Origin of the sequence: Thioalkalivibrio halophilus, from assembly GCF_001995255.1 — a bacterium.
Taxonomy (GTDB): Bacteria; Pseudomonadota; Gammaproteobacteria; order Ectothiorhodospirales; family Ectothiorhodospiraceae; genus Thioalkalivibrio; species Thioalkalivibrio halophilus.
The window spans coordinates 24,705-40,762 of record NZ_MUZR01000024.1; the positions used below are offsets into that span (position 1 = coordinate 24,705).

At 64.2% G+C, this 16,058-nt stretch carries 23 protein-coding genes; all 23 read right to left on the reverse strand.

Translation table 11 applies throughout. From position 1 onward, the window contains the following. Nucleotides 1-3: 3 nt before the first annotated feature. Nucleotides 4-711, reverse strand: a complete 708-nt coding sequence (locus B1A74_RS07750; protein ID WP_077244272.1) for a hypothetical protein — start codon at nucleotides 709-711, stop codon at nucleotides 4-6. After that, nucleotides 708-1,439, reverse strand: a complete 732-nt coding sequence (pilL2, locus tag B1A74_RS07755) for a PFGI-1 class ICE element type IV pilus protein PilL2 (RefSeq protein ID WP_244269194.1) — start codon at nucleotides 1,437-1,439, stop codon at nucleotides 708-710. Before pilL2 ends, B1A74_RS07750 begins: the two co-directional genes overlap by 4 nt. 928 nt (nucleotides 1,440-2,367) lie before the next feature. Further along, on the reverse strand, nucleotides 2,368-2,823 hold the full coding sequence (locus B1A74_RS07760) for a hypothetical protein (RefSeq protein WP_077244274.1): 456 nt from the start codon (nucleotides 2,821-2,823) through the stop codon (nucleotides 2,368-2,370). A 337-nt stretch (nucleotides 2,824-3,160) separates the two neighbouring features. After that, nucleotides 3,161-3,325, reverse strand: a complete 165-nt coding sequence (locus tag B1A74_RS14325) for a hypothetical protein (protein WP_167769405.1) — start codon at nucleotides 3,323-3,325, stop codon at nucleotides 3,161-3,163. A gap of 116 nt (nucleotides 3,326-3,441) precedes the next feature. Next, on the reverse strand, nucleotides 3,442-4,836 hold the full coding sequence (locus B1A74_RS07765) for a DNA cytosine methyltransferase (RefSeq protein WP_077244275.1): 1,395 nt from the start codon (nucleotides 4,834-4,836) through the stop codon (nucleotides 3,442-3,444). 214 nt (nucleotides 4,837-5,050) lie between these two features. Continuing rightward, nucleotides 5,051-5,311, reverse strand: coding sequence for a hypothetical protein (locus B1A74_RS07770; RefSeq protein WP_018168704.1), 261 nt, complete (start codon nucleotides 5,309-5,311; stop codon nucleotides 5,051-5,053). A 75-nt stretch (nucleotides 5,312-5,386) separates the two neighbouring features. Beyond that, entirely contained in the window at nucleotides 5,387-5,809 is a 423-nt protein-coding gene (locus tag B1A74_RS07775; protein ID WP_077244276.1) for an antirestriction protein, read from the reverse strand. 362 nt (nucleotides 5,810-6,171) lie between these two features. Further along, nucleotides 6,172-6,507 (reverse strand): hypothetical protein, encoded by a 336-nt coding sequence (locus tag B1A74_RS07785; RefSeq protein WP_077244278.1) that lies wholly within the window; start codon nucleotides 6,505-6,507, stop codon nucleotides 6,172-6,174. 237 nt (nucleotides 6,508-6,744) lie between these two features. Further along, entirely contained in the window at nucleotides 6,745-7,692 is a 948-nt protein-coding gene (locus B1A74_RS07790) for an ArdC family protein (RefSeq protein WP_077244279.1), read from the reverse strand. Nucleotides 7,693-7,915: 223 nt separating this feature from the next. Beyond that, on the reverse strand, nucleotides 7,916-8,086 hold the full coding sequence (locus B1A74_RS14330; RefSeq protein WP_019591786.1) for a hypothetical protein: 171 nt from the start codon (nucleotides 8,084-8,086) through the stop codon (nucleotides 7,916-7,918). 480 nt (nucleotides 8,087-8,566) lie between these two features. Next, nucleotides 8,567-8,989 carry an STY4534 family ICE replication protein gene (locus B1A74_RS07795; protein WP_077244280.1) on the reverse strand — a complete coding sequence of 141 codons (423 nt, stop codon included), beginning with the start codon at nucleotides 8,987-8,989 and terminating at the stop codon, nucleotides 8,567-8,569. A gap of 186 nt (nucleotides 8,990-9,175) precedes the next feature. Next, nucleotides 9,176-9,379 carry a hypothetical protein gene (locus B1A74_RS07800; RefSeq protein WP_019591783.1) on the reverse strand — a complete coding sequence of 68 codons (204 nt, stop codon included), beginning with the start codon at nucleotides 9,377-9,379 and terminating at the stop codon, nucleotides 9,176-9,178. Between the two features lie 187 nt (nucleotides 9,380-9,566). Next, nucleotides 9,567-9,806 carry a hypothetical protein gene (locus B1A74_RS07805; protein ID WP_077244281.1) on the reverse strand — a complete coding sequence of 80 codons (240 nt, stop codon included), beginning with the start codon at nucleotides 9,804-9,806 and terminating at the stop codon, nucleotides 9,567-9,569. Nucleotides 9,807-9,830: 24 nt separating this feature from the next. Continuing rightward, nucleotides 9,831-12,065, reverse strand: a complete 2,235-nt coding sequence (locus B1A74_RS07810; protein ID WP_077244282.1) for a DNA topoisomerase III — start codon at nucleotides 12,063-12,065, stop codon at nucleotides 9,831-9,833. After that, a complete protein-coding gene (locus B1A74_RS07815) occupies nucleotides 12,062-12,397 on the reverse strand; it encodes a hypothetical protein (RefSeq protein ID WP_077244283.1) in 336 nt (111 codons plus the stop codon). The genes B1A74_RS07810 and B1A74_RS07815 overlap by 4 nt, the downstream gene beginning before the upstream one ends. Nucleotides 12,398-12,416: 19 nt before the next feature. Then, nucleotides 12,417-12,929 carry a hypothetical protein gene (locus B1A74_RS07820; RefSeq protein WP_077244284.1) on the reverse strand — a complete coding sequence of 171 codons (513 nt, stop codon included), beginning with the start codon at nucleotides 12,927-12,929 and terminating at the stop codon, nucleotides 12,417-12,419. Next, the gene (locus B1A74_RS07825; RefSeq protein WP_077244285.1) at nucleotides 12,926-13,150 is read right to left on the reverse strand and encodes a hypothetical protein; all 225 of its coding nucleotides are present in this window, start codon (nucleotides 13,148-13,150) and stop codon (nucleotides 12,926-12,928) included. The genes B1A74_RS07820 and B1A74_RS07825 overlap by 4 nt, the downstream gene beginning before the upstream one ends. A 3-nt stretch (nucleotides 13,151-13,153) precedes the next feature. Further along, nucleotides 13,154-13,348 (reverse strand): acyltransferase, encoded by a 195-nt coding sequence (locus B1A74_RS07830; protein ID WP_077244286.1) that lies wholly within the window; start codon nucleotides 13,346-13,348, stop codon nucleotides 13,154-13,156. Next, the gene (gene ssb, locus B1A74_RS07835) at nucleotides 13,341-13,736 is read right to left on the reverse strand and encodes a single-stranded DNA-binding protein (protein WP_077244287.1); all 396 of its coding nucleotides are present in this window, start codon (nucleotides 13,734-13,736) and stop codon (nucleotides 13,341-13,343) included. The genes B1A74_RS07830 and ssb overlap by 8 nt, the downstream gene beginning before the upstream one ends. A gap of 185 nt (nucleotides 13,737-13,921) precedes the next feature. Then, nucleotides 13,922-14,272, reverse strand: a complete 351-nt coding sequence (locus B1A74_RS07840; RefSeq protein ID WP_077244288.1) for a hypothetical protein — start codon at nucleotides 14,270-14,272, stop codon at nucleotides 13,922-13,924. After that, nucleotides 14,262-14,669, reverse strand: coding sequence for a hypothetical protein (locus B1A74_RS07845; protein ID WP_077244289.1), 408 nt, complete (start codon nucleotides 14,667-14,669; stop codon nucleotides 14,262-14,264). Before B1A74_RS07845 ends, B1A74_RS07840 begins: the two co-directional genes overlap by 11 nt. Nucleotides 14,670-14,822: 153 nt before the next feature. Further along, nucleotides 14,823-15,653, reverse strand: coding sequence for a PFL_4669 family integrating conjugative element protein (locus tag B1A74_RS07850; RefSeq protein WP_018878665.1), 831 nt, complete (start codon nucleotides 15,651-15,653; stop codon nucleotides 14,823-14,825). Between the two features lie 38 nt (nucleotides 15,654-15,691). After that, complete coding sequence (locus B1A74_RS07855; RefSeq protein WP_077244290.1) at nucleotides 15,692-15,997, reverse strand: DUF7673 family protein; 306 nt, start codon at nucleotides 15,995-15,997, stop codon at nucleotides 15,692-15,694. Nucleotides 15,998-16,058: the final 61 nt, after the last annotated feature.

Sequence of the window (16,058 nt, forward strand, 5' to 3'; positions counted from 1 at the left end):
CTCCTACTCGTCGTGGATGGCGAGGGCGTGCATGAACCCGCGTGGGTGCCGGAGGACCGCGACACCTGCATCCGGATCGAGGCTTTCCAGCGTCCATTGCCCGTAGCGCCCGCCCACGCGGATACGCTCGCGGCCACTCGCGCCTTCCAGGATGGCGAAGTGGCGAGCCCCCCAGTGTTCGATACCCGTCAGGGTGGCGTTCGGTTCCGGCGTTTCAGGCGTTTCCTCCAGGCGGGCGACGCGGCGCTGCGTGGCGTTCAGATCGCCCCTCAGCGCCTCGATGGGCTCCAGGGCCTCCGAGGATTCCACCTCGGCGCGCAGGTCCATCAGTTCACCCTGCAGGGCCTCCAGTCGGTCGGTCACGGCCTGATCCGGTCCCTGGTGGTCGAGCGCGGACTCCAGCCCGTCGAGCTTCTCGCGGAAGTCGCGTTGCTCGGAGCGCAGCGCGCGCAGATCCTCGTCCTGACTGGCGACCCGTGCCTCCAGGGAGGCGAGCAGCATTTCCAGTTCGTTGAGGTTCCCTTGATCGACCTCGGCGACCGGTTCGGCCCGTACGGGTTCGGGTTCCTCGGTTTCGGCCTTTCCGCCGCCGATGAACATCAGGAGCAACCCCGTTACGACGGCGAGGCCGACGACTGGCCCCGCGATCTTGAGCCAGCGCGGGATGGGCTGAGGCGCTGGACGATTGTCCGACTTCTCGTTCGTGCTCATTGATCACCTCGCAGAATCGACCGGGCGCGGGACGGGGCATACCGGGCGGCCACCTCGTCGCTGGGGATCTCCAGTTCGGCGCCGGTGCGGAGCTGATTCGGGTTCGGCGCATTGGCCGGGAAGAACGCGTGCGGGTTGGCCTCGAACAGCGCGGCGGCCATGCGCGCCGGTTGCTCCGGCGAAACCGCCTCAGCGATGGAACCGAGGGTCTCTCCGAGCTGAACCGGGCCATACAGGCGGGCTGTTGGGGGCTGTGGCGCGAGCACGTCGCGCACGGTGTCGGCTTCGATCGCTTGGCCGCGCGCCCGCGCGGACTCGGCATAAGGCGCACGCGGTTCGTAGGAGATTTCCCGCATGGCGGGATCGACGACCAGGCGCCAGGTGGGGCCGGCGAGGGTGGTAAGCGCATTCTCAAGGCTCAGGGGCCCCAGCTCTCGATGCACCTCGGGAAGCGGTCGGGTCAGGAGCACCCGCATGGCCGGGTCCGCCTTGGCCGGCTCCTCCAGCTGATACCCGCTATGTGTCAGGAGGTAGGTGAGCGCGGAGCCGACGTGCCGGACGTCCGACGGGAAATCCATCTGGACCGTGACCTGCAGGGGCTGCACCTGCTCGGGCGCGGGCGCATCGGTGGCGGTGAGGTATCGACCCACCTGGATGTCACTGGCCGTAGCGGTTCCCCAGGAGGTGAACGTCAGCGCCACAAGGAGTGCGGGTAACCGTGTTCGCATGTCTTGCCTCGCCTGCTTGGAATAAAGACCCGCGCCAACGGAGGCGCGGGCACCAGCCCTAAGGGGTATGGGCTGCCCGCCGCCAAGGCAGCGGACGTCGCCAATTCTCCGGGTCCCGCGTGTGGCGACTACGAAAAATCCTGAAGCGAGCGCGAAGGGTTTTTGAGTTATCCACAAAAACTGGGGATAACTGCATGGGAAAGAGGGGGAAGAAAGCGAGGGAACAAGGACTTGCCAGGCGTGGGCAAAACGTAACCAGCCACCCCGGTTGGGTCGGGGGTGGCTGATCCGCGAGTTGACTTCGATTGAGGTGCTTCAGGACCGGGCGCGTCGATTGTGCGATGGCCCGGTCGAGTAGGAGTCTTCCCCAGGGCGGATCGATCTCACCCTCCTGCAGTAGCGAGTCGTATTCCGGCGATCCATGGTTTTGGGGGGATGGATCTATCTCGAATGGCGCGGCAGTACCGCACAAAGGGACCCACGCTGCACCTGGCGGTGGGCGGCCAGTGATTTGAATCACGGAGACCAGAGTCTCCCCACGGCGGGCGCTACGCACCGACCGTGGGGAGACCCCCCTAAACCATTCGAGAAGAACTCGTGCCGGGCCCGGAGGGCCCAACGAGTTGACTTGTGAACCTCCACCGAGGATCGGTATTGATCGACTGACCCGAGCCAGGGACAAAATTGGATCAGCCGACAGCGCCGGGCCGCAAAGGGGCAAATGCGGCACCCCCACTCTCGGCGCGTAGGGGCTTTTGCCGACGGGCGTCGGCAAGGGGCCTGATACGCTCAGGCGGGCGGTGTAATACGCATTCAAACTCAAGGGCCCGATTCGGGCAATCCTCCAGACTGCAAATGTTGAATCTCCGCCGTCATTCCCCAGGTGCGCGCGCGCACCTCGGGAATGACGGCCCGAAGGCCGTCAGGGTTAGATCCAGCGGAAGACGTGCTGCATCCGCTCGCCCTCGGCGAGCGGTAGCTCCACGACATCCGCGCGGGCGTTGGCCCAAGTGTTGCCGCCATTCTCGGTGGCTTCCTGCCGCAGCGCTTCCAGTTTCCCGAGAGCGTCCGTAACAGCAAGCGTGGCGACGTAGTCGCCTACCAGCGGCGTGCCCTCGTCGGACACCCGCAGGGTGCGATATTCCGGCGACGTCAGTGGTGTCCCGGCGACTCGGGGAAAATCGAGCATCCCCGAAACCGCGTGGACGGCCTGCGCCCGATTCAGTCGCGGCAGGCCCTCGGCATCGCAGTCCATGTCGAGAAATACGCCATTGGGATCATTCCACGCCGCCCAGGCGAGAAGCTCGGCACGGGTGCCGTACTCCACCAGTCGTTTCTGGTACAGCGGGTCCCGATACAGCGCCGCGAGTTCATAGGTGTGCATGGTCAGTCTCCTGCATGGAGGGGACAGACCGCTCCCACGGGGAGCGGTGTCCCCGTGGTGGGTGAAGTGAATGGATCGACCGGCGGAGCCGGCGCCCCTCCTCCCGGTCCGGAGGGGCTTTCAGGGGCCTGATACGCTCAGGCGGGCGGTAAAGCCGTCATTCCCCAGGGCCGCTCGCGACTCTCGGGAATGACGCCACCCCGCACCAGAGGCGGGAGTGGCGGTCGGTCAATGGCGCCGACGGTTTTGTCGGCGGGCGATCAGGTAGGCGCCGATCATCACGATCCCGATCAGTGCCAGCCCAATGAATACGCCGAAGTCTTCCATGAGCATCATCTTAGCTCTCCCAGCAGCCCACGAGCCAGAGGATCAGGCCCAGGACCACGGTGCTGAGTCCTCCTGCGGTGAATCCGCGTTCGATGAACAGAGCCAGGATTCCGGCAACAGCCAACAGTATGCCGGCCTGCCGCAGGCCTTCCTGGATTCGTGCGAGATTAAACATGGTCTATCTCCTGCAAGGAGGGGACAGACCGCCCCACGGGGATCGGTGTCCCCGTGGTGGGTGAAAGCGTGCTCGCCCAGCAGATCGCTGGGTGAGCACGGACGGAGCGACAAGGGTTATGCCGCGACGGACTGATGTGGCTGCATCGAGTCCCGCAGGGCGGCTAGAGCGCGCCCGAGGTGCATTCCGACGGCTTCAAATGCGGCGTGCACCACAGACTGACCCAGGATTTCATGCGCGCGCGTGGCGGAGAGCCCTGCGATCAAGGACTCGGGAACCGCTTTGACGCGGGCATGCTCCTTCGGTGTCAACAGCCGAGTGAGCGCCGAGTCGCTCGGATGCCGAATGAACGGCTCGGTGGACCGCGCCTTTGCATACCCGCGTCCGATGGTCCCAAGGCTTGCCTCGGATCCATCGAGGAGCTGCCGCCGAAAGCCTTTTCCGGCCTCCTTGTCGCGGACCTCCTTCTCGGCCAGGTAGCTGTATGCCTTCCAGGCAGGATCGTCAGGGTCGATGTCCTCCAGGATGTCCCGGATACACGACTCACGATCCCGAACGGCACGCAGCCCGTCGAACGAGAATGGCACCTCCGGGTTGGTTGCAATCATGCAGAACCGATTGCGCCGCTCCATCGAGCCCAGCTCAAATCCATCGAGAACCGTCTCGTGCAGCTCGTAATCCAGGCTGCTCAAGATGGACCGGATCACCGTCATGCTGGTCGTGGTGCCGTACTGAGGCACGTTCTCCAGCAGGATCACACTCGGCCGCAAGGTCTGAATCGCCGCGAGAAACGCGACGAACAACGGACCAGCGGTTTCGTGCTCCTCGGCTTTCGCCAAGCGGTTTTTCGCTCGACCCGAGAGGGAGGCCCCTGTGCAAGGAAGCCCCGCCGCGAGGATGTCGATGGCCGGTAGCTTGCGCCACTCCACATCCTGCATTGGAGCCTCGATGGCGATCGAATCCGATTTCCAGATCGGATTGTTCGCCAACGACGCCTCCAAGTAGTCGCCGTCCGCCTCGTTGGCAAAGGCCAGCTCGACGGGGATTCCAGCGGCTTCCAGGCCTCGATGAAGGGCGTGGTCAAGAATACCCCCGCCGTGCGCCAGAGACCCCATACGCAGGGGCTCGTGCTGGTTCAGCCGCTCAAGCAGCCGGATCGAGCGCTCGGTTGTTGCTCGGTCGTGATGATGGACCCGGATCTCGATGGACCCGGGGCGGATGACCACGCGGACTCGCTCGGCCTCGCCGAAAGCGGACACGAGGGCCTCGCCCGACACATCGATGACCGGCAGTTCCTGGTCGCCCCGCTTGCGACGGGACACTTTCCGATCGCCAGATGGGGTGAACCGCAGGGTAATCCCTCCGTGCGGACCATTCTCGCGATCAAGACTTTTCAGCTCGAACTGCTGACCCGGGCTGATCCCGGCCCGTGCCAGACGTCGGCCTTCCAGCCACAACCGCTTGGTCCCCTTGCGTTCTCCCAAGGTCGTGTAAATCACTGTCGTTGCCATAGGTCAGTCTCCTGCATGGAGGGGACAGACCGCCCCCACGGGGATCGGTTGTCCCCGTGGTGGGTAAAGGAATGGATCGACCGGCGAGCCGGCGCACCCCTGCCCGATCCGGGGGTGCTTTCAGGGGCCTGATGCGCTCAGGCGGGCGGTAAAGCCGTCATTCCCGAGGGCCGCTCGCGGCCCTCGGGAATGACGCCCCCGCAGGGGCGTGTGGTCAAGCGGCTTGCTTGCCGGTCGCAACCGCCAAAGCCAGCGATTCGATCGGCTCGATTTCGGCGAGAAACGCCAGGTGTTCGAGTGCCTGAGCACGTAGGGCACCGGGCGACGTATCCATCGGCTCCAGTGCGTGCGAGTTGAGCAGGAATACGCCCGGGCCATGGCAGACCATGATCCGGGTCGCGTCCGAGCCAAGGGCGTACAGCCCTCGGTCCATGGGGACCAGGTCCCCAAGAATGGAGTGATGTCGAGATTCCACGGTCAGTCTCCTGTGTCGAGGGACGACCGACCCCCAAAGGGGTGGTCGTCCCTTTGGGGAATGGAATACCGTCGGCTAGTCGATCGTGCGAAGGATCTCGCCGGACTCGTCGTGGTCCAGGGCGTAATCCCTCAACCAGTGGTACAGGTTGACGTGCCGATCTTCGCGAAAGCGCCAGGCCATCGCGTTGAAGGCGAACAGACAGGCAACAATGCCCGCCGCATCCGGACTTAACTCGCCCTCGTAGCCGTTACCGGGCACGACGATCCGCAGGTTCCGTTCCTGTTCGGGAGCCATATAGAAACCGCCGTTGGAAAGCTCGTAGAACTCCCAAAAGCCGCCCCGGTAGGCTTCCGCAAGGGTTCCCAGCGAATCGAAGACGCAGTTTTCAAATGCCAGGGCATGTGCCCCGAGATACCTCGGCAGGATCCGGATCCGTTCGAGGTCCGGGACACGGTGGCGATGAATCGCAAGATCCGTTTCAGTGCAAAACGTCATGGTCTATCTCCTGCATGGAGGGGACAGACCGCCCCCACGGGGGGTCGGTGTCCCCGTGGTGGGTGAAGTGAATGGATCGACCGGCGAGCCGGCGCACCCCTGCCCGATCCGGGGGTGCTTCAGGGGCCTGATACGCTCAGGCGTCTGTTCTATGGATGGGCCCGCTGTGTCCAGGCGCCCGTATTCAGAGCCTCCGTGGCCGCCTCCTCCGTGGCGAAATACTCCAGGGATTCCCGCGACAACGGAGTCCCGTCCAGAGGGTCCGCCGTACCGACATACCAGCCTCGGGCGGATGCCATGGGCTGGAGTTCGACATGGTGGCCGAAGTATTCAAAAGCGATCTTCCCGTACATCCTCGCCTCCTATCCGTACCGGATCCGGTGGAATACCTGGAGTTCTTCCTCCACGGAAAAGCCGTAGAGGTGGTAACTCCGAATCTCCTGATCCCCGGACTCGAAATCGATCTCCGGTTCAGTGGAGAACCACAGGTCGATGCCGGTCGGCGGGTCGCTGGAGGGGTGCACGGCACCCTTCCGGTTCAGGAACTCAACGGTCGCCTCGACGGCCGACGGATCCTCTGCGTCTTCGGGGTCCATACGGACCCCCTCGGAATCGATCCATCCTCGCTGGGAGGGTTCGCCAAGTTCCAGATCGACGGGCTTCCATCGCTCGAACGTGATCTTGATACGCGCAGTCATGGTCTGTCTCCGGATGGAGGGGACAGACCGCTCCCACGGGGAGCGGTGTCCCCGTGGTGGGTGAAGTGAATGGATCGACCGGCGAAGCCGGCGCACCCCTGCCCGATCCGGGGGTGCTTTCAGGGGCCTGATACGCTCAGGCGGGCGGTAAAGCCGTCATTCCCCAGGATCGCGCGCGACCCTCGGGAATGACGGCCCGAAGGCCGTCAGGATTGAGGGTGGATTTCGAGCCGGGATTTATCCCGCCTCCTCGGACTGCACCTCGGCCTCCGGCCGCAGGTGCTCAGCGGCTTTCCGCGCCTGACTGGCTGCACGGAAAATGGCCCGCTTGTCCTCTTTGAGCTTCCTGACCCAGGAGCCGATGTAGCCTTCGTGGCGAAGATCCCCCTGGATGCCGATCTCGGCACACAGGAAGGCGGCTCCCAGTTCAGCGACCAGCTCCTCGAACGCATAGCGCTCGGATCCGAAGTGATCAAACTCCACGATGCCTTCGCGCGCGAGTCGGGACTCGTGTCCCGTCCAGTGCGTGAGTTCGTGGAGTGCCGTGGCGTAATAACCGGCCTCTTCCCGAAACGACGCTTTCGGGGGCAACTGGATGTAATCCAGCTCGGGCGAATAGAACGCCCGGGTGCCCCCGTGTCGGATCAGAGCCCCGGAGGACTCCAGCACCGATTCCGCGGCCTCGATGGGCGTGAAGCTCGGTTCCGGGGCGTCCCCGGTGGGACCCACGCGATACCGGTCCTCCAGGCCATCGATCTGGTCTACGTTGAAGAGCTTGAAGGCCCGAAGGATCGGCACGGTTTTCATTACCGGCTCGCCCTTCTCGTCCGTCACCGGCTTGCCATCGCGGTCGGTCTTCTGCCGCTCGATCGGCTTGAAGAACACGGCCAGCGTGCTTTTCTCGCCCTTGCGCACCGACCCGCCGGCATCCTTCGCCTGCTTGAAGGTCATCCACCGACTGCTGGAATACCCGTGTGCCACCTCCCGCATCCACAGGAGCATGACGTTGACGCCCTGATAGGGGCGATTGGTCGCGGCATTGACCGGCATTCCGCTCGCCAGGGCCGCCTTGTCGGGATTCCAGGGCTTGACCCAGGGGACCGTGCCCCCTTCGAGGGCCGCAACGATCTTGTCAGTGACCTCCTGGTAAAGGTCACGGGTTTCCTTCTGCTGCTTCTCAGCCATGGTCTATCTCCTACGTGGAGGGGACAGACCACCCCCACGGGGATGTCTGTCCCCGTGGGGTGAAATTGTGAAGTCGGGACCGACCGGCTTTTGCCGGCGCACCTCTTCCCGATCCGGAGGTGCTTCAAGGGGCCTGATACGCTCAGGCGGGCGGTAAAGGCGTCTTCCCGGAAACGGCCGTACCGGCCGCCTCGGGGAAGACGCCCCGGAGGGCGTCCGAAGATCACGCCACCTGCAGCTGCAGATGATCGAGATCCGTGATGGACAGCTGGCCGAGGTCGTCCTCGGTAACAGGTTCGGCGGTCCGCGAATCGAGGACACTGAACCCGCACCGGAGGGCTTCCGCGACGGAATCGAACGAGGTGAAAACCTGGAGGATCGGACGCTGTTTCATGGGGGTACTCCTTTTGCTTGTTGGGGGACACCACGGAACCTTCTCCGCGCTGGAGGCGGACGCGAGAAGATTCCGTGGTGCCCCCTCAACGGAGGAGACACCCAGAAGGTCAGGCCTCGGCCAGGGCCCAGTGTTTGGGCACCGACTTCGGCATCGGCCGCCGATTGCGATCCGGTTCGGAGAACCGGCGATCGAGCCGTGCTGCGACCGACTGCCAGAGCTGACCTTCATTTTTCCGCGAAATGTGACGTCCCATAGTGATCTGTCCTCAAAGTTTGGGGACAGACCACCCCACGGGGCGCTGTCCCCGTGGTGGGTAAAAATATGGATCGACCGGCAGAACCGGCGCACCTCTTCCCGATCCGGAGGTGCTTCAAGGGGCCTGATACGCTCAGGCGGGCGGTAAAGGCGTCTTCCCGGAAACGGCCTTGCCGGCCGGCTCGGGGAAGACGCCCCGGAGGGCGTCAGAAGAGAAGTTGATTACTCCGAGGTGGTTTCCTCGGGGGGTTCCTGGGTCGTGCGCTCGGCGGTATAGACGGTTTCGCCGTCCACTTTCACCCACGCGACACGCAACAGCCGAGCCTTCAGCGAGATTCCGGTTTCACCGGATTTCTCGCCTTTCTTATAGACAAAGGTCTCGGGGTACAGATCCCCGAGCTTGAAGGCAATAAGGACCTTCTTTTCGTGATCGACGTAAGCCTTGGCGGCTTTGATCACGCGTTCCGCTTCCTGGCCGCTTACGCGGCAGTCGAAGCGGGTTTTCTCTGGGGCCTCACGATCTCCGTGAATAGCGACGATGTCGCAAGCCCAGAAAGGCTGGCCCTTCCTGGGCCGCACCTCACGGATGCGATTCACGTACCCGAGGCCAGAAATGTGCAAGTCAAAGTAGTGGGATTCGGACATGGTGTTTCTCCTTATGACGAATCCGGAGAAACCATGCCCGTCCGGGGATTGGTTTCCCCGGTAGGGTGGATAAGGTCGGTGTCGTGGTTACTTACGCTTCCTCTTTTCCTGTCTCCACACGATAAAGTGGACGACTAGGAAGACCGCAAGAACGACCGTTGTGGCAATGGCGAGTGGATCCATAAGTCACTCCTCGTTGTTTTGCACGTTCACCAATCCAAGCAGGATCAGGAACACGCCACTGAGAATGGCGTACAGAGCGCTTGCAAAGGACACGTGCTCGGGTTCGAGAAAGACCGCGATCAAGCCGGCTACGGTCAGAGCAATGCCGACACGGCGGGAATCCTCCCGGAAGCCTTGCGGATCTATGGACACCCGTTTACCTCTCATGGTTCTCCTCCGGTTATAGCCGGAAGAGACTCGCCCTGCCGGGGGAGTCTCCCCGGCAGGGTGGGTGGAAATGATGTCGGGACCGACTGGCTGTACCAGCGCACCCCTGCCCGGTCCGGGGGTGCTTGAAGGGGCCACGATACGCACGTGGTGGGCGTTGAAGACTGTTATTGCTGGAAAACTAGCCTCACCAGAAAGCGTCTGTCAACCCGGCCGCGATGTCTTCATCGACCGGCTCCTCAACCTGCTCCAGCTCGCGCACATCGGCCTCCACCCACGCGTGGTCCCGCTCCCGGTAGAGCAGGCGTTGCATCGGGGCGTCGTCCGGAATATCCAGGACTTCGCAGATCCCGTGCTCGGGGTGTTCCACGGTCGCGCCGGCGGCGCAGTGATCGCGGCGCTCGATGGGGAATCGGATGATCGCCATGGGCTCTCCTGTAGTCTGGCGCAGTCAGTCGAACTGCAGCTGCACCTTGCCTTCCGTTAGTTTCGCACCGGCATCAAAGGTTTTGCCAGTCCGTTTGCTCTTGAGACCCTTGAGCTGTACCAGGTCCCCCGCGAACAGCGTGAGCGCCTGGGTCTCGGTCAGCTTCTTGCCACTGAGCTGCTTCCAGACAATGGCGTTGCACGCTTCGCACTGCCAGGCCTTGGGTGATTCCTTGATGTTGCCCTGCTGGGCGCAGCCGCACTGCCCGACCGGCCCCTGTTTTGGGGCCTTGCCGGGTTTTCCGCCCTGGTCGGGCAGCGTGGTCGTGCAGTCCGGATAGCGGGTACAACCCCAAAACGCCCCGGACCCGCCCTTGCGGCGCCGCATGGGCGAACCGCATGCGGGGCAGGCGTGCTGGGCCTGCGCCTCGACCTGAACCGCGTCGGCGCCCTGCTGTTGAACGTTCTGCACCAGTCGCTTGACCCATTCGGACTGCCGTTGCAGGAACCCGTCGATCTCGCCTTCGCCCTTGGCGATCTGGTCCAGAGCCTGTTCCCACAGGGCCGTGGTGGACGGGTCCTTCACCGGATCCGGCAGCGCATCGATCAGCGACCGGGCGGCGGCCGTGGAGGTGAGTTTCTTCTTGCGCTCCTCCAGGTAGCCGCGATCCATGAGGGTCTGGATGATCCCGGCGCGCGTCGCCTCCGTGCCGATGCCCGTGTTCTCTTTCAGGACGCGCCGCAGCCGCTCGTCCGCGATCTCGCGGGCGATGTTCTTCATGGCGGCGAGCAGCGTGCCCTGGGTAAAGCGTTCCGGCGGGGTGGTTTCCTTGTCGCGGATCTGCGCGCCGGCCAGTGAGACGGGGTCGCCTTTCTGCACGTTGGGAAGGGCCTGGTCGCTTTCGGCGCGCTCCTCGGCCGAAGCGTCCGTCTGGATCAGTACACGCCAACCGGTTCGGCGATTGACGCGCCCCTGCGTGCGGAACGTTTCGCCTTCGGCCGCGACTTCCAGCCGCGTCTGGTCGTACTCGTAGGCGGGATAGAACTGTGCAATGAAACGGCGTCGGATCAGGTCGTAGACCGCCTGTTCCCGCGACGACATCGCGTGGACATCCGCGACGGCGGTGGTCGGGATGATGGCGTGGTGTGCCGTGATCTTCGCGTCATTCCAGCAGCGTCCCTGTACGGCGGCATCCGCGCCTTCGACCAGGTGTTCGATGGTCGAGTCGCTCTGCATCAGTCCCTGCAGGACGTCGCGTGCCTCGCCGTGCTGGCTGACGGGCAGGTAGCGGCAGTCGGTCCGGGGATAGGAGGTGGCTTTGTGCTTCTCGTACAACGACTGTGCGGTATCGAGGACCTCCTGCGCCCCCATCCCCAGCCGTTTCGATGCCTCCTGTTGCAGCGTCGAGAGATCGTAGGGCAGCGGCGCGTTCTCGCGCTTGCGCTCGGTCTGCGCCAGGGTCACGGTGCCTTGCACCCCCTGTACACGCTGCGCCACAGAGGCGGCCGCCTGTTGACTGGTACAGCGGCCTTCGGAGTCACTCACTCCCTCGGGTGGCACCCATCGGGCCTCCCACGCGCCGTTCGTATGGCCGCAGCGGACCGATACCTCGTAGTACGGGACTGGCTTGAACTGTTCGATCGCGCGGTCACGATCGACCACGAGCTTGAGGGTGGGCGTCTGGACGCGCCCGACCGAGAGCACGCCGTCATACCCGCGTGCCTGCGCCGCGAGGGTGTAGGCCCGCGTGAGGTTCATGCCCACAAGCCAATCGGCGCGGGCGCGTGCCACGCCGGCGCGGTACAAGGGGAAGGTTTGATCCCCCGGTAGCAGGTTGGCGAGGGCCTTGCGCACGCTGGCCTCGTCCAGCGCGGCGAGCCAGAGGCGCTGGATCGGCCCCCGGTAGCCGCACAGATCCAGCACCTCGCGCGCAATCGTCTCGCCTTCCCGGTCGGCGTCCGTCGCGACGACGACTTCGGAGGCCTGTTTCAGCAGGGACCGGATGCTGGAAAAGTGCCCCTTCACCTTGGGTCGCACGTTCATTCGCCACTGGTCCGGCAGGATGGGGAGCGTCTCCACGCGCCACTGCTTGAGCGCCGGGTCATAGTCTTGTGGCGGGGCCATTTCCAACAAATGCCCGAAGCACCAGGTGACCGTCACCCCATCCCCGCGAATACACGCATTTTCCTTGCGCGATGCTCCCAGCACACGCGCAATGTCGCGGGCCTGGGATGGTTTTTCCGCAAGAAAGAGCTTCATGCTGGCAGGGAGTCGGACGAGGCTTGGGGTCCCTGTGGGGACGGTTCTGGCGCGTCCAGTTCGACGTAGACGATGCCGTGTCGAGCCTTGGTAACGTCCCAATCGGTGGCCCGACCGCTCACGTCCGTGGCCGTGGTTGGGGCGAGTGAGACCCGCATGAACCCCGGCGGAAGTTCAACGGTCACCACGGACGGAGAGTCGCCTTCGTCTTCGCGCCACTCGTCCAGTTGGCGCACGGCAGCGGCGTAGATCGTGAACTGGGGATCATTGAGTCCCATCTGATCGCGCGCCAGTGTGTCGATACGGTTAGAGAACATTCCGGTGGGCATCATGGGGTCCTCGTGTACGGGGTTACTCCACGGTTTCGCGCACTTTGGCGCGGAAGCGGTCCATGAACGCGTCCGTGGCGGGAAAGCCGTCTACCTGGTCCGTACCTTCGTAATACTCCACGGCGATGTGACTGCCGTTGCCGTCACGGGAAATGTCCATCTGGACCACGCCGGCGTGACCGAGGATTTCGCGGTAGTCCCGCACGGAGTAGAAGGAGCCGGGGTTTTCATGGAAATGGTAGGCATCCGAGGCTTCCAGCCACGCCTGTCCGGCGCGATTGGTGCGCTGTTCCAGTGGCAGATACCCGAACTCGCGGCGGATGCGATTGAAGGCGGTATCAACGTCGGTCGTGGTGGTGACCTCGAAGTTGAGGACCTCGTTCGCGTACTGCTGTTGGCCGGAGGCCTGGTTGTTGGATCCAGCCGAGGGGCTGCTCGTCGTGGTCGGCCGCGTCTCCTCAATCACGATGCAGCCGGACAGGGCCGCGATTACGGCACCGGCGAGGAGGGTGCGGGTAATCATGCCGTTCATCATGGAGTGTCTCCTTCTTCCTTGGCTGGGTCATCGGCGGTGACGCGCGAGGCGATCGTAGGTTCTGGCTCCGTGGGTACGCGGGTGACCGCGGCCCATTGCCCTCTGCGCCAGTCGGCGCTTTCATCGGCCTCCTTCCCGGCCGCCTGGTCGCTGTGCGCCTCGAAACGGGTCGTGGCGACCACGCGACCGAGTTCCACCAGTTGAGCCTGGTACACGGGCATGCCTCAGCGGACCTCCTCGGGATGCGTCCACTCGCCGCACCAGTGGATCGCGTTCGTGATGGGGAACGGTCCGTCGCTCGCGCCTACGGGCTGCAGCAGTCCCGGGGGGTGGCGTCGGCAGGAGCCTTCATTGGTGCCCAGACGGTGCCAGTAGATGCAGGCATCGCAGCGCGCACGGGCGAATTTGGTCTCAGGCATCCGTCCCTCCCGCGCGCTCGTCACGTTGCCGGAACGTCACGTCCTCGACGCGCGCAAGGTCCAGATCGACGGCGGACGCGCGGACTTCGAGGCGGGATCGCTCCTCGCCGGTCTCGCGGTCACTCCATGTGGACTCGAACAGTTCACCCTCGACGTGGACCCGAGCGCCCTTCGGCAACAGGCGCGCGGCCTGCTCGGCACGGGGGCCCCACAAGGCCACGTCCAACCAGAACCCGCCCTTGTCTTCAAAGCCGCCGTTGCCGTCGGGCTTCGGTCGATCAAAGAAGATGCGGAGGTTGGTGACGGGGGTTGATTCGCCGCCGCGCTCGGCATGGCGGAGCGTGGGCGCCGCGCCAAGATTGCCGCGACCGGAAAAGGTATTGGACATGATTCACACCGGACATGGGTTCGATGTCAGCGTGCGCGGCGCCCCATCCGGAAGCTAGGCGAAATCCTGAAGTAAAGCGGGGTGGTTTTGGCCGAAAGAGGCCGACTCGTCCTACTACTGGCTCGGGGTGGAACGGGGTTCCACCCCCTCTGGTCTGGCTCAGGGTGCCACTATCGGGATAGCGGTTACGCGTCGGCTCTCGCCGTCTCGATTTTCGCGATCGTCACGAGCTGGAACCGTTGCTGATCACCCAGGCGGTGGTGGCGAATCTGCTCCAACGCGTGGTCGGGTCCTGTGACGTCGATGCCGAACTCCGTTCGTGCCCGCCAAATGACACGCAGTGCCCGCGCCTGATCGAGTCCGTCGAAAAGCTCGTCGAGTTCCACGAGGTCAAGACCATTCCAGCCGTCCAGCGGAACGATATGCCCCGCCCTGGCCGCCTCTTCCATGGTCATGCTGCCGATTGACCGGCGCATCGCCCGGGCAGACTTACGGATACCCTCTCGCAGTTTCTGGCTCATGGTGTCATTCGGCATGGCTCCCTCGACCGCGCCATTGGTCTTCCAGCGCGTTCAGCGCCTCGATCTGTGCCACCAGATCCTTGAGTCGGAGCCGCTCGTAGTTCCGCCGCCGGTGCTCGAACGTGAGGATCCGCCCTCGACGTTCGATCTTCAGCCACGCCAGACGCGTCCGCAAGGGCACACCCTCGCGGGAAAGTGCCTCCTGAAGCATGTCCGACGTAAACATCAGCCAGGACTGGCCGATGCCGTCGAATCCACGTAGACGCCACCGGAACACGGACCCGCCTTCCCGCCGGGAGCGATGGATCGCGGGATGCGCGACCCAGGGCCGTTGGTACGTGTTCTTGAACTCCTGCACCAGCTGGTCCATCTGATCATCGATCTGCCGTAGCTCGGTTTCGAGAACCTGCATTCGCTTACGTGCGTCAGCGAGTTTCATGTATCCCTCTCCAGTGGCCTCGCGCGCCCCTTACCCTTAAAGGGCCCTTTAGGGCGTAACTACATGGCAGGCCTTCGGCCATAACTACTCTCCGTGCATCTGAGCCAGGCGATCCATCAAGGTCCATCACGTTCCGGTTTCCTGAGCCACGGGCGAATCGTAGGACTCGGCGCGCTCGCCTGCCGGGGCATCGGTTTCATCGTCGTCCTCGTCGTCATAAAGCCCTGGGGGCGGCTCGCTGCGCGCCTTCGGGTCCCGAATGTCGGGTGCCACCGGCGCCCGCAGTTTCCCCTCCAGGACTTCCTTCGGCGGCAGGCCGAGGGTCTCGATTGCCTGTCGGGCTTTCGCTGTGCCAGCGGCCACGTCGTCCCGGGTCACGCCCTGATACTGGAATCCCTGAGGAGCGTTGAACGCACTGCGGACCAGTCGGCCACCCTGATACAGCATCCGCTCGCTCTCGTCCCGGCCCATGAGCCCGACGTGGCGCGCGGTCAGGATGGCGCGTGCGGTCCGATCGAAGTCGGCGATCAGGTAGGCCCCCATGAAGCCGTAGGGGTTCGAGAACTCCAGTGGGACCGTGCACGGGCTCTGGCTCTGAGCCACATCGATCTCGATACCGGGCATCGAGGCCAGGAGGCGCTCGGTCTGTTCCCGGAGGGCATTGATGCCCTCGCGGTTCTCCGTGAGGGATTCATAGGTCTGGAGCAGTTTCCAGTCGGCCCACGGATCGTCCAGGGCGGCGGCTCGCCAGATCCGCCGCATCGTGGTCGCGAAGCGCACGAGTCCGATGATGGGTGCCTTCTTGTCGGTGGCTCCGCGTCCGTGCACCAGCCGCTGCGCCTGGCGCGTCTGGATCTCCATCGCGGCGGACCCGCGCAGGCCTCCGGGTGACGAACTGGCGGTACGCCAGTCCACGATGGGGTCGGCCTCGTTGGGCATGGGTTTCGTGTCGGCCATGGTCGCCTCCTAATGTCGTGAGTGCCGGGAGATCCCGGTCAGCGTGTTCTATCACCGTCCTCCGTTTCCTGGCAGGCCAAATCCCAAATCGCCTGCCAGGGCGCTTCCGGGCGGTGTTTATAAAGATCGGAACCTTCCATAAAGAGTCCGATTGCCGTGAGCGCGGACGCCTGGAGATCCGGATCGAGTCCTCGTAGATCGGACAGGTCGAGCGGCCATTCCGGCGCGTTGTAGCAGGCGAGCAGCACGCGACGGACGGAGCGCGCCTGCCCGCTGTGGTTCAGCGCCACGTCCAGCAGTCGATCCAGGGCCTGATCCGCGTCTACTGTGGCAATCCTCGGCACGTCCGTTCTCCTCCTGGTCTGGCTCAGGGTGGGACGGGGTCCCACCCTGAGCCAGACCAGG

Excerpts from the sequence above, each read along its gene's own strand:
- B1A74_RS07750 (WP_077244272.1), bottom strand. The coding sequence starts at position 711 with ATGAGCACGAACGAGAAGTCGGACAATCGTCCAGCGCCTCAGCCCATC.
- B1A74_RS07775 (WP_077244276.1), bottom strand. The coding sequence starts at position 5,809 with ATGACGTTTTGCACTGAAACGGATCTTGCGATTCATCGCCACCGTGTC.
- B1A74_RS07785 (WP_077244278.1), bottom strand. The coding sequence starts at position 6,507 with ATGACTGCGCGTATCAAGATCACGTTCGAGCGATGGAAGCCCGTCGAT.
- B1A74_RS07825 (WP_077244285.1), bottom strand. The coding sequence starts at position 13,150 with ATGCCCGTGTACCAGGCTCAACTGGTGGAACTCGGTCGCGTGGTCGCC.
- B1A74_RS07805 (WP_077244281.1), bottom strand. The coding sequence starts at position 9,806 with ATGGCGATCATCCGATTCCCCATCGAGCGCCGCGATCACTGCGCCGCC.
- B1A74_RS07765 (WP_077244275.1), bottom strand. The coding sequence starts at position 4,836 with ATGGCAACGACAGTGATTTACACGACCTTGGGAGAACGCAAGGGGACC.
- B1A74_RS07830 (WP_077244286.1), bottom strand. The coding sequence starts at position 13,348 with ATGCCTGAGACCAAATTCGCCCGTGCGCGCTGCGATGCCTGCATCTAC.
- pilL2 (WP_244269194.1), bottom strand. The coding sequence starts at position 1,439 with ATGCGAACACGGTTACCCGCACTCCTTGTGGCGCTGACGTTCACCTCC.
- B1A74_RS07815 (WP_077244283.1), bottom strand. The coding sequence starts at position 12,397 with ATGATGCCCACCGGAATGTTCTCTAACCGTATCGACACACTGGCGCGC.
- B1A74_RS07845 (WP_077244289.1), bottom strand. The coding sequence starts at position 14,669 with ATGCAGGTTCTCGAAACCGAGCTACGGCAGATCGATGATCAGATGGAC.
- B1A74_RS14330 (WP_019591786.1), bottom strand. The coding sequence starts at position 8,086 with ATGAAACAGCGTCCGATCCTCCAGGTTTTCACCTCGTTCGATTCCGTC.
- B1A74_RS07800 (WP_019591783.1), bottom strand. The coding sequence starts at position 9,379 with ATGAGAGGTAAACGGGTGTCCATAGATCCGCAAGGCTTCCGGGAGGAT.
- B1A74_RS07840 (WP_077244288.1), bottom strand. The coding sequence starts at position 14,272 with ATGCCGAATGACACCATGAGCCAGAAACTGCGAGAGGGTATCCGTAAG.
- ssb (WP_077244287.1), bottom strand. The coding sequence starts at position 13,736 with ATGTCCAATACCTTTTCCGGTCGCGGCAATCTTGGCGCGGCGCCCACG.
- B1A74_RS07760 (WP_077244274.1), bottom strand. The coding sequence starts at position 2,823 with ATGCACACCTATGAACTCGCGGCGCTGTATCGGGACCCGCTGTACCAG.
- B1A74_RS14325 (WP_167769405.1), bottom strand. The coding sequence starts at position 3,325 with ATGTTTAATCTCGCACGAATCCAGGAAGGCCTGCGGCAGGCCGGCATA.
- B1A74_RS07850 (WP_018878665.1), bottom strand. The coding sequence starts at position 15,653 with ATGGCCGACACGAAACCCATGCCCAACGAGGCCGACCCCATCGTGGAC.
- B1A74_RS07820 (WP_077244284.1), bottom strand. The coding sequence starts at position 12,929 with ATGATGAACGGCATGATTACCCGCACCCTCCTCGCCGGTGCCGTAATC.
- B1A74_RS07810 (WP_077244282.1), bottom strand. The coding sequence starts at position 12,065 with ATGAAGCTCTTTCTTGCGGAAAAACCATCCCAGGCCCGCGACATTGCG.
- B1A74_RS07790 (WP_077244279.1), bottom strand. The coding sequence starts at position 7,692 with ATGGCTGAGAAGCAGCAGAAGGAAACCCGTGACCTTTACCAGGAGGTC.
- B1A74_RS07795 (WP_077244280.1), bottom strand. The coding sequence starts at position 8,989 with ATGTCCGAATCCCACTACTTTGACTTGCACATTTCTGGCCTCGGGTAC.